Source organism: Nocardia farcinica (assembly GCF_001182745.1).
GTDB classification, from domain to species: domain Bacteria; phylum Actinomycetota; class Actinomycetes; order Mycobacteriales; family Mycobacteriaceae; genus Nocardia; species Nocardia farcinica.
The window spans coordinates 751,284-765,141 of record NZ_LN868939.1 but is presented as its reverse complement, the minus strand read 5'-3'; the positions used below and the strand labels follow the sequence as shown (position 1 = coordinate 765,141).

The window sequence follows — 13,858 nt, the reverse complement described above, 5'->3', positions numbered from 1 at the left end:
CCATGATCATCGTCAGCACCGACGGATCCTGCCTGCGCAACCCCGGTGGCGCCATCGGCTGGGCGTGGGTCGCCCATCAGGGCGGCGCCTCGCACAGCGGGGGAGCCGCCACCGGCACCAATCAGATCGCGGAACTGCGCGCCGTGCTCGAGGCGATCCTCGCCCATCCCGGCCCGGAACCCCTGTTGATCGAAAGCGATTCGCTCTACGCCATCAAGTGCGCCTCGGAGTGGATCAACGGCTGGCGCGGCAACGGCTGGCGCACCTCCAGCGGCGGCCCCGTGAAGAACGTGGAGCTCATCAAGCAGATCGACCGCGCCATCGCCAGGCGTCCCGGCCCGGTGCGGTTCCGCTGGGTGCGCGGCCACGTCGGCAACTACTTCAACGAGCGCGCCGACGCGCTCGCCGGCGAAGCGGCCAGGAAGGCCGCCGCCGCACCCGCCGAGCCCGCGAGCGAGATCGCCGCGGCCCCGGTCGCGGTGCCCCAGGACGCGCGGACCTCGGGGAAGGCGGTCGCCTCGGCGGCTCAGACGCTCACGCTGTTCTGAGCCCGCGGGGCGACCGCGGTAGGTCCGCCCGAAAGACCTCCGGCGGTGGAGACTTCGGTCCCACCGCCGGAGGTGTATTCGGTTGTGGCGCAGGCGGTCAGTTACCGGGCTGCGGCTGCTCGGCCGGCTCCTGCGGCTCGGTCGGCTGCTCGCCGCCGGGCTGCGGCTCGACCGGCGCGGGCGCGCCACCGGGCAGTCCGGTGCCCGTGCCCTTGAGCATCGGGGAGTCGAGCTTGGCGACCTTCCAGCGGCCGTCCTCGTTCTGCAGATCGGCGATCACCACGACGTACTGGCGATCCGGGGTCTGCTGGCTGAAGTTGGTGCGGAACTGGGTCAGGGTGACCAGCACCTTGGCCTGCTCGGTGTCACCGTTCTGGAAACCGCACTGCACATCGTCGACCCAGGACTTGACCTGCGCCTGCACCATCGCGTCGGTGAGCGCCTGGCTGGCGTCCTCGAACTCCTGCCGGAACTCACCGGTCGCGTTGTCCTTGACCTTGGTGAAGTAGCCCTCGAGGTTGTTGGCGTAGTCGTACTCGGAGACGGTCCGGCCGAAGTCGCAGGCCGCTCGGGTGGCGTCGTCGACCGCGGACAGCTCCGCGCCCCGCCGATCGGCCATCAGGTAGAAGGCCACCACCGCGGTGATCGCGCCGACCAGCAGGACGCCGGCCACGAAGGCGGCGATCAGGGGCAGCGACGAGGACCGCCGCTCGCCCACCGCCGTGGCGCCGCCGCCGGCCTTGCCCGCCGCGGCGTCCTCGGCTTTGTCGGCGGGGTCCTTACCGGCGGTGTCCTTGCCCGCGTCCTTGTCCGCCTGCGGCGCGTCGGTCTTCGCGGCGTCACTCTGCGCGGCGGCCGCGGCGGAGGTGTCCTTCTTCAGTTCGACGCTGTCGGTGATCTCGGCGTCCTTGCTGGTGTCGGCGTCGTCGGTGGCCATCGATAAAAACCTGCACTTTCCCGGCGCGTCGGACGCACCGCTCGGCTGGCCGGTCCCTGCGCGGAACCGTGCGCGTTCTGGCGGCGAGTATGCCGGGCCGGGGTGAACTCCCCGGGCCCGGGGCAACTCAGCGGACCGGCGGGAGGGTCCGTTCGTTCGGATCCACGCCCGGCGGCATCTGCGCGCCGTTGTTCGGCACGTCCGGTCGCGGCGCGTTGGCGGCGCCACGGATCTGCTGCCCCGGGGGCGGATTCACGCAGTAGTTCCACTTCGGGATCGCGCCGTCCTGCACCACCTCGTTGCGGTAGACCGGGGTGTCGTAGGTGCAGTACGGACGCGGCCAGATGTCGATCATGGCGTGGAATTCGTTGTCGTAGGCCGGCACACCCAGTGCCTCGGCACCGAGGGCGAGCGAGGGGAACAGCGCCCGCATCGCGGGCAGCCGCAGCTGCGCGGCCCGGGTGATGGCGACGAAGTTGGTCGCCAGGCTGGTCATCGGGTCGGTGGTGGTGTCGAGCACCGCGCCCAGGCTGGCCAGCTGGCCCGGCGCCTCGTCCAGGATCCGCTGGACCTCGGCGTTGGCGTTGTTGAACTGCTCGAACAGCGCCCCGGAATTGGCGGTGAGGGTGGCCAGGTCCGGCTGGGCGTTGGAGGTGGTGTTCGCGATCGTGCGCAGGTTCGTGATCAGGTTGGTGGTCTGCGGCAGCAGCGAGTCAAGGCCCGCCATCGCCAGGCTGATTCCGTTGATCAGACCGCGCAGCTGGTCCGGGCCGCCGCTGAGCGCGATGTCGAGCTCGGCCAGGATCACGCTGAACTTGTCCGGATCGATCTGGGAGATCAGCGCGCTGGAGTTGTCCAGCACCGACCACACCGGCGTCGGCGTCTTCACCCGCTCGCTGTCGAACTCGATGACCGCGCCGTCGGCCAGGTACGGGCCGTCCTCGGTGGCGGGGCGGAAGTCGATGTACTGCTCGCCCGCGCCGGACAGCGCCTGCACCGAGACCATCGTGTCCACCGGGATCCGGTACCGCTGGTCGATCCTGGCGGTGGCGGCGATGGCCTGGCCGCGGTCGATCAGTTCGATCGAGTCGACCTTGCCGACGCGGTACCCGCGCAGCGTGACGTCGTTGCCCGGTTGCAGACCGCCGGAACGATCCAGCTGCACCGTGACGGTGTATTCCGCACGCAGCGGATTCACCCGCATCACGTACACCAGCAGGTAGCTCGCACCGACCACCAGCACCAGCACCAGACCGAGCGCCGACAGCAGCTGCTTGCGCGAGAGCTTCTTCATCGGTGGCCCCCCTCCACCCGGTTCTGCACCAGTTGCAGCACCTGGATGAGGCTGCCCGCGAAGTCCTGCAGGTCGTGCAGGTCCCACAGGCCGGCGTTGGCCGGATCGGTGAGCGCGCTGATGTCGAGGTTGGTCGCGGTCGCGTACACGGCGAAGCTGCGGCCGCGGAAGGTGTTGTCCACCTTGGGCCGGATCTCGTGCAGCCGGTCGAGCAGCACCTCGAAATCGCTGCCGGTGGCGGCGAGGGCGTTCATCAGCTGATGGGTGTTCTCCAGCAGGCTCTGCAGCTGTTCGCTCGAGGTGTTGGAGTAGTCGCCGATGGCCGCGCTGGCGGTGGAGAGCTTGGTGAGCATGTCGCCGATGGCGCGGTTGTTCTCGGCGACCGCGCCGATCATCTGCGGCAGCGTGTCGGCCACCTCGCCGAGTTCACCGCGCTTGCTCTCGATGGTGTTCGCGAGGGTGTGGAATTCGCCGAGCACCGCGTCGACCCGCTGGGAGTTCTCGTTGAGGCTGCCCACCACGCCGGTCAGCTCGGTGATCAGGTGCGCCAGCTGCGGGCCGCGACCGCCGACGATGGCGTCCAGCTCGGAGCCGAGCTTGGTCAGCGCGGCCACGCCGCCGCCGTTGAACAGCATCGACACCGAGATCAGCAGCTGTTCGACGGTGGCACCCGCCGAGGTCTGCTCCAGGGTCAGCGTGTCGCCGTCCTGCAACATGGCCGCACCCGGCTCGGCCTTGGGCTTGGACACCGCGATGAACACATCGCCCAGCGGGGTCGCCTGCCGTAACTCGGCGGTGCTGCCCCGCGGCAACTCGATGTTCTTGTCGATGCTCAGGTCGACCACGGCCTGGAAGTTCTTGGTCGTGATGTTGGTGACCACGCCGACGTCCGAACCGCCGATCTTCACCTTCGCCTGATCGGGCAGGTTCAGCGCGTTCTCGAAGACCGCGTGCAGCGTGTAGGTCTCCGCGGCCTGCCCGGGCTTGGGCAGCGGCAGGTCCTCGACGGTGAGGCCGCACCCGGAGGTGGTGCCGACGGCGGTCACCGCGGCCAGGGCGATCAGTGCCCGGCGTGCCTTGATCCTCATGCGGTTCGTCATTTCGTCAGTCCGAGCAGTGCGGCGGTCAACCCGTAGTCGGGCCCGAAGTCCTGCATGTTCCCGGTTCGGCAGCCGTCGGCGCGCATCTGGATCCGCTCGCAGAACAGGCTGACGATCTCGCCGTTGAGCGCGGTGCCGATCAGCGCGTGCAGGCGCACCCAGCCGTGTTCGCGGCTGACGATGCGGTCGATGTTCTGCAACGCCAGCGGGGCCACGTCCACGACCTCGGTGAGGCCGTAGGCGTTCGCGCGCAGCTGGTTGGTCACATTGGTGAGGCCGGTCAGCGTGCCCTGCAGCTCGTCCTGGTGCTCGGCGAAGGTGGTCGAGGTGTTCACCAGGAACGCGTTGAGCTGATCGAGCGTGGCCTGCAGGCCGGGCGCCTGCTCGGCGAGCAGGCCGCTCATCTGGGTGACCCGGTTGCTGAAGTCGCGCACCGACTGGTCGTTCTCGGCCAGCATCGTGGTCAGCTCGTTGAGCTTGACGATGATGTTGGAGATGGCGTCCTTGTTGTCGACGCCGACCTTCAGCGCGCCGGAGAGCGCGTTGAGGGTGTCGCGGATCTTCTCGCCGTTGCCGTCGAGCATCGGGTACAGCACCCGGCCCGACAGCGGGCCGAGCCCCTCCGAGCCCTCCTGCGGCTTGAGCGCCGCGGCGAACTGGTCGATGGTCTTGATGAGCGTGTCGAGCTCGACCGGCGTCCTCGTCCGCGCCTTCGGCAGGTGCGTGCCGTCGGCCATCTCCGCACCTTGGGTGTAGACCGGGGTGAGTTCGATGTGCCGGTTGGTGACGATCGAGGGCGAGACGATCGCGGCCTCGGCGTCGGCGGGGATCTTGACGTCGCCGTTGATCGTCATGTGCACCTCGACGAGGGTGCCCTTGGGCACGATCTTGTCGACGGTGCCGACCTCCAGCCCGAGCACCGTCACCGGGTTGCCCTCGTAGATGCCTGCGATGTTCTCGAAATCGGCGGTGATCCTGGTCTTGTCCTGCAGGCTCACCGAGTCGGGCAGCAGTGAGCAGCTGCCCAGGGTGAGCGCGGCGGCGCCGATCACCACCGCCTTGGCAGCGGCCCTGATCTTCGTCGTCGGCACGGAAATCCTCACTGGCACCCCTCGATGACTTGGGCGAAGCACAACCAGTTGTCCGGGAACAGCCACGGCACCGCCACATCGCCGTAGGGGCCGTTGCCACCCCAGGAATTGGACAGGTAGCGCAGCGACGGCGGCAGGATCGACAACAGCCGGTCCAGGTTGTCCTTGTTCTTCTGCAGGCCCTCGGCCATGGTGTTGAGCTGGTCGATGGTCGGGCCGATCTGGTTGTTGTTGTCGGCGCCGATCTGCTGCAGCTGGCGGGTGAGCGTGGCGATGTTGTCCAGCAGCTGGCGCAGCAGGTCCTGGCGCTCCATCACCCGGTTGGCGATGGCCTCGCCCTGGGTGATCACCAGCAGCACGCTGTTGCGGTTGTCGGCCAGGATCCCGGTGACCCGGTCCAGGTCCTTCAACAGGGTGTCGACCTGCTCGCGCCGGGTGTCGATGATCTTCGCCAGCGCGCCGACGCTGTCGAGCGCCTGCGCGGTGAGCTGGGGGGAGTCACCCATCTGCTGGTTGATCAGATTCAGCGACTCGGCCAGCTTGGCGGTGTCGAGCTCCTCGAACTTCGGGGTGCCGATCTGCACCACGTCGGCCAGGTCGTAGGGAACGGTGGTGTTGGACACCGGGATCCGCCCGTCCGGCAGACCGGAACCGTCACCGGGCACCAGGTCGACGTAGCGGGCCCCGAGCAGGGTGGCCATCTTGATCGAGGCCTTCGCGTCCGGACCCAGCTCGACGCTCTTGTCCACGTTGAGGGTGAGCAGCACGTGGTCGCCCTCGATCTCGGCGCCGGAGACGGTACCGATGGACACACCGGCCGCGTTCACCTTGTCGCCGACCTTGATGCCCGCCGCCTGCACGAACTCGGCCTTGATCTCCTGCTGCCCGACGCCGAGGAGCCGGAACACACTGGACACCGCCAGCAGCACCACGACCAGGATGGCGCCGAGGACGCCGAGCCAGAAGTAGCGGTTGCTGTCGAAACGCCTTCTCATCTTCGCGATCATGGCCTGCACACCGCCGAGTGGGAGTTGCCGCCGATCTGGGAGAACAGACCGCGCGGGAAGAGCACGCCGTACAGCGAGACGTCCAGGCCGCACAGGTAGGCGTTGGCGTAGGCGCCCTCGGAGGTGTGCCTGCCCGCCGCGGAGATCAGGTTCGGCACGTCGATGGCCGCCCGGTCGAGCTTGGCGCCGTTGTAGAGCAGCATGTTCAGCGCGGCGGTCGTCGAGTTCTGTGCCTGCTGCAGGCCCGGCTGGATCCGGTCGACCATGTCGACCAGGGAGGTCGTCGCGCTCGCGATCTGCTCGGTGGACCCGAGCAGGGACTGGCCCTGCTCGTAGAGTCCGCCGATGAGTGCGCGGGTCTGGGTCACCAGGGTCTCCAACTCCTCACCTCGTTTGGCCAGGCCCGCCATCACGCCGGACAGATTGGCGATCACATCGGACAGGATCGCGTCGCGCCGCTGGAAATCGGTGGCGAGCTGGGCCGCCTGCACGATGAACGAGCTCAGCGACACCCCGTCGCCCTGCAGCGCCTGGATGAACGTCTCGGAGAGCCGGTTCACCTGCTCGGGCTGCAGCACCTGGAACAGCGGTTGGAAGCCGTTGAGCAGCGCCGAGATGTCGAAGGACGGCTCGGTGCGCTCGACCGGGATGGTGCCCTTGTTCGGCAGCGCGGCGGGCGCGGTCGCCTCGCCGGGCTCGAGCGCCACATAGCGCTGGCCGATCAGGTTCTGGTACCGCACCAGCGCCTTGGTGTCCTCGTAGATCGTCTGATCCCGCTGGACGATGAAGGTGACCTCGGCGACGGAGGCGTTGCGGTCGTCGCGGGCCAGTTCGATCTTGTCGACCTTGCCCACGCGCACGCCCGCCATCCGGACGTCGTCGCCCTCGCGCAGCCCGAGCACATCGGTGAAGACCGCGGTGTAGGTGTTGGTGCCGCCACTCACGGTGCGCGCCAACGTGTTCCACACCAGCACGGTCACCAGGATCGAGACGATGGCGAAGATGGAGAAGCCGATCAGGGGCTTGCGGATGCTCATCAGCTCGCCCCGCTCTCGGACACGGTCATGGTTCCGCCCTTCAGGATCGGGCTCAGCAGCAGGTACTCCGCGGCCGTCGGCTTGCGACCGAGCAGCGCGGTGATCGCGTCGTCCCCGCGGTAGGAGATCGCGCCCGCCTGCGGGGTGCTGGTCGCCGCGGCCGGTGTCGCGCCCGGCTGGGCGGCCTGCGGTTGCGCGGCCTGGCCCGGCAGACCGGGCAGACCGGGCAGCGACGGCAGCGCAGGTACGAGGCCTTCCAGCGGCGTGCCCGCGAACGGCGACGGCGCGGCGGGCGACTGCGCGGCGGCGGCCTGGCTCGGGTCCGGCGTGGTGACGCCGGGGATCAGCGGGAAGCCCGGCATCGGCACCACCGGCGGCAGCCCCTTCGCCGACTCCAGCGCGCGGGGGCGCAGGTTCTCCGGCAGCGGCGGCAGCTCGTTCACCGCGGGGGCGGTGAAGCAGCTCGGCCCGGCCATCTCGCCGTAGCGGGGGCAGTCCGCCACCGTGTACGGCTTGTACGGGGTGAGCGTGATGCCCGCGTCCCACACCATCTGCTGCGAGGGACCCCAGTGGAAGGTGGTGTTCAGCTTGCGCACCGACTCGCTCAGGTTGAGCAGCGACCGGGTGATCGCCTGCGGGTCGGACGCGAGCGCGCCGAATGCGTCGGCGGTTCCGGCGGTGACCTGCTTGCCGACGTCGGGATTGCGCGCGAACAGGTTGTTCACCGCGTCGACGGTGCCGCCGGTCCCGGTGATCAACGCGACCAGTTCGCTGCGGCGATCGGCCACGGTACGCGCGGTCAACACCGAGCTGCCGAGCACGTCGACCAGTTCGGGAGCCGATTCGTTCAGCGCCGCGAAGGAATTCGAGAAATCGGTCAGCAGCACGCCCAGATCCGGGATGGCGTCGTCGACCGACTGCACCCAGCGGTCCATCCGCTCGATGGTGGAGCCGGGCATCCGACCGCTGCCGTCGAGTGCCTGCGACAGGGTGCCGAGCACCCGGCCGAACTGCACCGGATCGATCTTGTCCAGGATGTTGCGGACGGTGGTCAGCGTGTCCTGCAGCGCGATGGTGCCCTTGCTGCGGTCCTCCTCGATCACCGAGCCCTCGCTGAGGTAGGTGTCGGAGGGGCCGTTGAAGACCAGCTCCACCGAGGTCACCGCGAACAGGTTGCTCGGCACCACGCGGGCGGTCACGTTGGCCGGGATGCTCTTGGCGTACTCCGGCTTCAGTTCGATCTGCACCTTCTGCAACTCGCCCTTGGCGGCCACCTCGACCTCGTCGACCGCGCCGACCAGCACGCCGCGGAACTTGACGTCCGCCTCGGAGGGCAGGCCGTCACCGGTGGTGGTCAGATTCGCGACCACGTTCACCTTCGGTACGAAGTAGCCCTGGTAGCGGGCCATCAGGAAGCCGAGCACCACCGCGAAGACCAACAGTCCGCACACGCCGGCGATCAGCAACTGCCGCATCGTGGGTCCACGCCCACTGGGATCGATGATCATCTGCCCTTACCCCGAGATCCGGATTCCGGGATTGACTCCCCAGATGGCCAACGTCATGAACAGGTCGGCGAACACGACCAGGATGATGCACATCTTGATCGCGCGACCGGCCGCCACACCGACGCCCTCCGGGCCGCCGGAGGCGAAGAATCCGTAATAGCACTGGATGAACGTGGTGATCGCGACGAACAAGATCGCTTTGAGCAGCGAGTACAGCACATCGGTCGGTATCAGGAACTGGTAGAAGTAGTGCTGGTAGGTGCCCTCGGCGGTGTCGCCGACCAACTGCACGGTCAGCGCGCAGGAGATGTAGGCGACCGCGAGGCCGAGGCAGTACAGCGGCACGATCGCGACGATCGCCGCGAACATCCTGGTGCTCACCAGGTACGGCAGCGGGCGGATGGCCACCGACTCCAGCGCGTCGATCTCCTCGGAGATGCGCATCGCGCCCAGTTGCGCGGTGAAGCGACAGCCCGCCTGCGCGGCGAAGGCCAACGAGGCCAGCAGCGGGCCGAGTTCGCGGGTGGTGGCGAAGGCCGAGATCGCGCCGGTGATCGGGCTCAGCCCGAGCAGGTTCAGCGAGGTGTGGCCCTGGATGCCGACCGTCATGCCGCCGAAGGCACTGAGGATGACGACGACGCCGATGGTGCCGCCGCCGACGACCAGGTTGCCGTTGCCCCAGGTGACGTCGGTGAGCAGGCGCCAGACTTCCTTGGGATACTGCTTGAGCGCCAACGGGATCGAGCCCACCGAGCGCAGGAAGAAGAACACCTGATGGCCGATGCGCGCGATCAGGTCGACCGGCGCCTGCGCCGATCGCTTGAGCTGCTGGAGCGGCCGCAGCAGCGGCGGCACATACGTTGACGACACCGGCTCAGACCACCTGTGGGGGGAATAGGGCGCTGTAGATCTGCGTGATCCCGAGATTCACGCCGAACAGCATGATCGCCGAGCTCACCACAGCGGAGTTGACCGAGTTCGCGACGCCGCCGGGGCCGCCGCGGGTGTTCAGGCCCGTGTCGCAGGCGATGATCGCGGCCAGCAGACCGAAGATCAACGACTTCACCAGCGCGACGAGCAGGTCCCGGGTGACGGCGAAGGAGGAGAAGGTGCCGATGTAGGAACCGGGGGTGCCGCCCTGGGCGAAGATGTTGAAGATGTAGCCGGTCAGGAAGCCGACGAACACCACGAAGCCGCACAGCAGCACGCTGACCAGCATGGCCGCGCCGAGCCGCGGGGCGACCAGCCTGCGCATCGGGTCGACGCCCATCACCTTCATGGCGTCGATCTCCTCGCGGATGGTGCGCGAGCCGAGGTCGGCGCAGATGGCCGAGCCGACCGCGCCCGCGATCATGATCGAGGTGACCAGCGGGGCGCCCTGCTGGACGATGCCGAGACCGTTGGCCGCGCCGATGAACGAGGTCGCACCGACCTGGCCGGCGACGGCGCCGACCTGGATCGAGACGATGACGCCGATGGGGATGGCGACGAGCAGCGTGGGCGCCGCGGCGACGTTGGCCATGAAGGCGCACTGCCGGACGAATTCGTCGAACGGGAACCGCCGCCGGAAGATGGCGATGAACAGCTCGGCGACCGCCGAGATCCCCATGGTGATCTGACGTCCGAAGGTCTCCAGCGAGCGCTTCGGATGGTCGTCCCAATAGGCCCTCGTCCAATCGACCGCTTCACTTATGCGGGATCCTCGGGGAGGACTCTTGGTCGACTGCACTGGCTAACCCCTCTCGACGCCGGTTGCGTACCCCGACGACTTGTTTGCTTGACGCACCTTACTACGGGGTAGTGCGGAACACACCACCGACATGTGATCGCAGTCATAGATAGGGAGCACTTCGGGGAAAATGCTAGGAGAAGCCACACGAACGCTGTTGCGAAACCCAATAACGGCGGCCGAAATTTAGAACATGTTGCAGAAACAGGCCGTTCATAAGGGCTGCTGACGGCTCGCGCGCCGCATTTGGGCGGAAAGAAATCATCTAAAATTGCTGCCGTATCGAAATCCGGTGGGAGTAGTTCGCCACCGATTGGAAACGTTAAAGATACCGGCCCGGCCCGCCCGTTCGATAGCAGACCGCTATGCGAGGACCCGCGCGGCATGCCGAGCCGACCGCAGTACGAGACGCTACCGAGACCGAATACTGACACGATGAATGCGACACATTGATATCGTGCGGGCTTCCGACATCTGGAGGGACATGTTCAGCACACTCGCCAAGGCGGCCAACGCCGTCCTCGCCGTCGCCCTGGGCGCGGCGCTGCTCGGCACCGGCGCGGGGGCCGCGGTCGCGGATCCCGGCGCGCCGGTGATCGGTGGCGGTTCGGGCATCATCGTCGACGACATGTACGAGTGCACCGTGACAACCGTCGGCCACGACAGCGCGGGCAGGCTCGTCGGGCTGACCGCGGGGCACTGCGGCGAGCCCGGCGCGGAGGTGTACTCCGAGGCCGACCGTGGTGCGGGCGTGGTCGGCCGGTTCGTCTACTCCAACCACGAACTCGACTACGCCGTCATCCAGTTCCAGCCCGGCGCGATTACGCCGGTCAACCGGATCGGCAACGTCACCATCACCGGGCTCGGCGGCCCGGCCCAGTTCCCGATGATCGTGTGCAAGGAAGGCCGCACCACCGGCAACACCTGCGGTGTCGCCTGGGGCGACGTCTTCGGCACCAACGTCGAGACCTGGGCGCAGATGTGCGTGGTCGAGGGCGATTCCGGCGCGCCGGTGGTCGTCGGTTCGACCCTGGTCGGCATGGTCAACGCCTACCTGGCCATCGCCTGCTTCGGCCCCGAGGTCGGCACCAACATGACCGCGATCATGAACGACCTCAACGCGCGCGGCGGAGTGGGCTCGGGGTACGTCCCGATCTGATCGACGGGCGCGGAAGACGAGGAGCGGGCAGCGAACGGCCCGCTCCTTATTTCTTTTGTCGAGTCACTTCTCGCGTGATTCACCCACGACACCCGGGCGCGTCGGCGACAGTGCCGGGCCGGTGACCCCGCACTGCGGCAGGCAGTCCACCTCGTCCAGCCGCGGCGCCCGCCGCACCGGCCGCAGCAACACCGCGGCCAGCAGGGCGCCCACCACCAGCAGGCCCACGCAGATCCACATCGCGGTCTCGAAACCGGCGTCGAAGGCCGCCGGGTCGGTGAGCGAACCGGAGATCCCCGCCAGGCCGGGCAGGGCCGCGACGGCGAGCAATTGCGCGGTCCGCGCGACCGCGTTGTTCACCCCGGACGCGACGCCGGCCTCGGTCGGCGGGACCGCACCGAGGACCGCGCCGGTCAGCGGCGCGACCAGGGCGGCGAGGCCGAGACCGAACACCAGCACGCCGGGCAGTACATCGGTGAGGTAGTTCGCCTCCTCGCCGATGCGCAGCAGCAGCACCAGGCCCAGGGCACCGAGCAGCGGGCCGACGGTCATCGGAACCCGGGCGCCGTGCCGCTGCGCCCAGCGGCCCGCGGGCGCGGAGAGCACCAGCATGATCAGCGTGATGGGCACCGTCGCCAGGCCCGATGCCATCGGCGAGAAGCCGGCCACCAGCTGCAATTCCAGCACCAGCAGGAAGAACACGCCGCCGAGCGCGGCATAGACGGCCAGCGTCACCAGATTGGCGGCGGTGAACACCCGCCCGCTCGCGGCGGCGGCACCGGGCCGGTCGGCGGGGAAGGCACCGGTGAACAGGGCGGGCGGCACCAACGGGTGGTCGCTGCGCCGTTCGACCACGACGAAGACCGCGAGCAGCAGCACACCCGCCACCGTCAACAGCGGCAGGCCATCGATCAGGCCGAAGGTGAGCGCGCCGAGCGCGGCGGCCACGATCAGCGCACCGGGCACGTCCAGCTTGCCGCGCGCCTGCGGATCCAGGCTCTCCGGCACATGTTTCAGCGCCACCACGACCACGATCAGCGCCAGCGGCACGTTGATGAAGAAGATGGACTGCCAGCCCGCCCAGTCGATCAGCCAGCCGCCGAGGAACGGCCCGAGGGCACCCGCCACCCCGCCGAAGCCGGACCACAGGCCGATCGCCGCGCCCTGGTCGCGCTCGTCGAGCGAGGAGGAGATCAGCGCCAGGCTGCCCGGGGTGAGCATGGCACCCGCGACACCCTGCAGCACGCGGGCCGCCACCAGCATCTCGATGTTCACCGCGAGCCCACACAGCACCGAGGTGACCGCGAATCCCACGGTGCCCCAGACGAACACCCGGCGGCGGCCGAGCCGGTCACCCAGCGAGCCGCCGAGCAGGATGAACGAGGCGAGGGTGAGGGTGTAGCCGTTGAGCGTCCATTGCAGGCCCGCCACATCGGTGTCGAGGGATTCGCCGATGCGAGGCAGCGCGATGTTGACGGCGGTGGCGTCGAGCGAGGCCACCGAGGACCCCAGAATGGTGGCGAGCAGGATCCAGCGGCCGGTGGCCGAGTGCAACCGTGGAAGCTCCGCCGGGGTACTCACCGGTCCACGGTAACCGGACCGGCGCGGCCGCACCGGGACAACGACGGGTCGACGCGCGCGCTACAGCTCCTCGACGCAGACCACGAACCGGCGCTCCGGGTACTCGAAACCCAGCCCGGAGCCGCACGCGCCTGCGTCCGAGGCGCCCTCGGCGATCTCGGTGACGCGCACGCCCTGCAGCCCACGCTCGGTGCAGTCGATCCGCTTCGGGTCGTCGCCGCCGACATCCATGCAGCCGCCGACCACCCAGTCGATGTCGAGGCAGTACGCACCCTGTTCGATCCCGTTCAGGGTTTCGGCGTAGTAGTTGTCGCGATCGCTGGGGCAGGACGAGCTGGTCGCGGTCTTGGCGATGATCTTGTAATTGGAGGCGCGGCTCCCACAGGACGCCTTCTCGATGGTGGCGTTCATGGTGGTGCCGCCCAGCGTCACGCAATCGCCGATGCCGGCCTCGAAATCGGTGTCGCCCTCTTCCTTGGTCGGCGACGGCCTGCTGCTCGAGCGCGGCGAGCTGGGCTTCGGCGTGCTGGTGGTGACGGCGTCGATGGTGCCGTCGATCGCCGGCTGCGCGCGGCCGTCGATGGTCGACGAGCAGGCCGACAGGGTGAACGCGGCGACGGTGGCGCCCACCGCGAGCGCGAGGCCGGATACCAATTGACGAGACACGTACAGTCCTCCCGAGCTGTAACGCTCCGAACTCACACCCGGCCGGTAGACCCGCAGTTGACGAGCTGAGCTTGAAATACCAAGCCATGCATACACCACCGGGCCGGTAACCGTCGAGTCGGTCGGCGCTCGGTGGGCACACTGGACAGGGTGGACCGTGCGCGACCACCGCCAGCAACCGGGCTGGGTATGGTGGGAAGC

The 13,858-nt window shown here is 68.5% G+C and carries 13 protein-coding genes; 2 read left to right on the top strand and 11 right to left on the bottom strand.

Features of this window, described 5'->3' with window-relative positions; translation table 11 throughout:
• The first annotated feature begins 2 nt into the window (after positions 1-2).
• Complete coding sequence (locus AMO33_RS20585) at positions 3-548, top strand: ribonuclease H family protein (protein ID WP_060593940.1); 546 nt, start codon at positions 3-5, stop codon at positions 546-548.
• Positions 549-645: 97 nt separating this feature from the next.
• On the opposite strand, the gene AMO33_RS20580 is transcribed toward AMO33_RS20585, so the two are convergent.
• The 9 genes from AMO33_RS20580 to AMO33_RS20540 form a co-directional block, all read right to left on the bottom strand.
• Positions 646-1,485 carry an EGFR-like transmembrane domain-containing protein gene (locus AMO33_RS20580; RefSeq protein ID WP_240327269.1) on the bottom strand — a complete coding sequence of 280 codons (840 nt, stop codon included), beginning with the start codon at positions 1,483-1,485 and terminating at the stop codon, positions 646-648.
• A gap of 127 nt (positions 1,486-1,612) precedes the next feature.
• The gene (locus AMO33_RS20575) at positions 1,613-2,779 is read right to left on the bottom strand and encodes an MlaD family protein (RefSeq protein ID WP_011212160.1); all 1,167 of its coding nucleotides are present in this window, start codon (positions 2,777-2,779) and stop codon (positions 1,613-1,615) included.
• Positions 2,776-3,867: an MCE family protein gene (locus tag AMO33_RS20570; protein ID WP_060595064.1), complete on the bottom strand. Its 1,092-nt coding sequence runs from the start codon at positions 3,865-3,867 to the stop codon at positions 2,776-2,778. Before AMO33_RS20570 ends, AMO33_RS20575 begins: the two co-directional genes overlap by 4 nt.
• A gap of 8 nt (positions 3,868-3,875) precedes the next feature.
• The gene (locus AMO33_RS20565) at positions 3,876-4,970 is read right to left on the bottom strand and encodes an MlaD family protein (RefSeq protein ID WP_229434803.1); all 1,095 of its coding nucleotides are present in this window, start codon (positions 4,968-4,970) and stop codon (positions 3,876-3,878) included.
• 8 nt (positions 4,971-4,978) lie between these two features.
• On the bottom strand, positions 4,979-5,965 hold the full coding sequence (locus AMO33_RS20560; protein ID WP_228787419.1) for an MCE family protein: 987 nt from the start codon (positions 5,963-5,965) through the stop codon (positions 4,979-4,981).
• 8 nt (positions 5,966-5,973) lie between these two features.
• On the bottom strand, positions 5,974-7,014 hold the full coding sequence (locus AMO33_RS20555; protein ID WP_060593937.1) for an MCE family protein: 1,041 nt from the start codon (positions 7,012-7,014) through the stop codon (positions 5,974-5,976).
• Positions 7,014-8,489 carry an MCE family protein gene (locus AMO33_RS20550; RefSeq protein WP_373862118.1) on the bottom strand — a complete coding sequence of 492 codons (1,476 nt, stop codon included), beginning with the start codon at positions 8,487-8,489 and terminating at the stop codon, positions 7,014-7,016. The genes AMO33_RS20555 and AMO33_RS20550 overlap by 1 nt, the downstream gene beginning before the upstream one ends.
• A gap of 39 nt (positions 8,490-8,528) precedes the next feature.
• Positions 8,529-9,392 (bottom strand): ABC transporter permease, encoded by an 864-nt coding sequence (locus tag AMO33_RS20545; protein WP_011212166.1) that lies wholly within the window; start codon positions 9,390-9,392, stop codon positions 8,529-8,531.
• A 4-nt stretch (positions 9,393-9,396) separates the two neighbouring features.
• The gene (locus AMO33_RS20540; RefSeq protein WP_011212167.1) at positions 9,397-10,251 is read right to left on the bottom strand and encodes an MlaE family ABC transporter permease; all 855 of its coding nucleotides are present in this window, start codon (positions 10,249-10,251) and stop codon (positions 9,397-9,399) included.
• A 484-nt stretch (positions 10,252-10,735) separates the two neighbouring features.
• Here AMO33_RS20540 and AMO33_RS20535 point away from each other — a divergent pair, with 484 nt between their 5' ends.
• Entirely contained in the window at positions 10,736-11,410 is a 675-nt protein-coding gene (locus tag AMO33_RS20535; RefSeq protein ID WP_060593935.1) for a chymotrypsin family serine protease, read from the top strand.
• Between the two features lie 63 nt (positions 11,411-11,473).
• Here AMO33_RS20535 and AMO33_RS20530 read toward each other — a convergent pair whose 3' ends face one another.
• Positions 11,474-12,991 (bottom strand): MFS transporter, encoded by a 1,518-nt coding sequence (locus AMO33_RS20530; RefSeq protein WP_086841487.1) that lies wholly within the window; start codon positions 12,989-12,991, stop codon positions 11,474-11,476.
• 60 nt (positions 12,992-13,051) lie between these two features.
• Positions 13,052-13,657, bottom strand: a complete 606-nt coding sequence (gene lppU, locus AMO33_RS20525; RefSeq protein ID WP_011212170.1) for an LppU family putative lipoprotein — start codon at positions 13,655-13,657, stop codon at positions 13,052-13,054.
• Between the last annotated feature and the right edge of the window lie 201 nt (positions 13,658-13,858).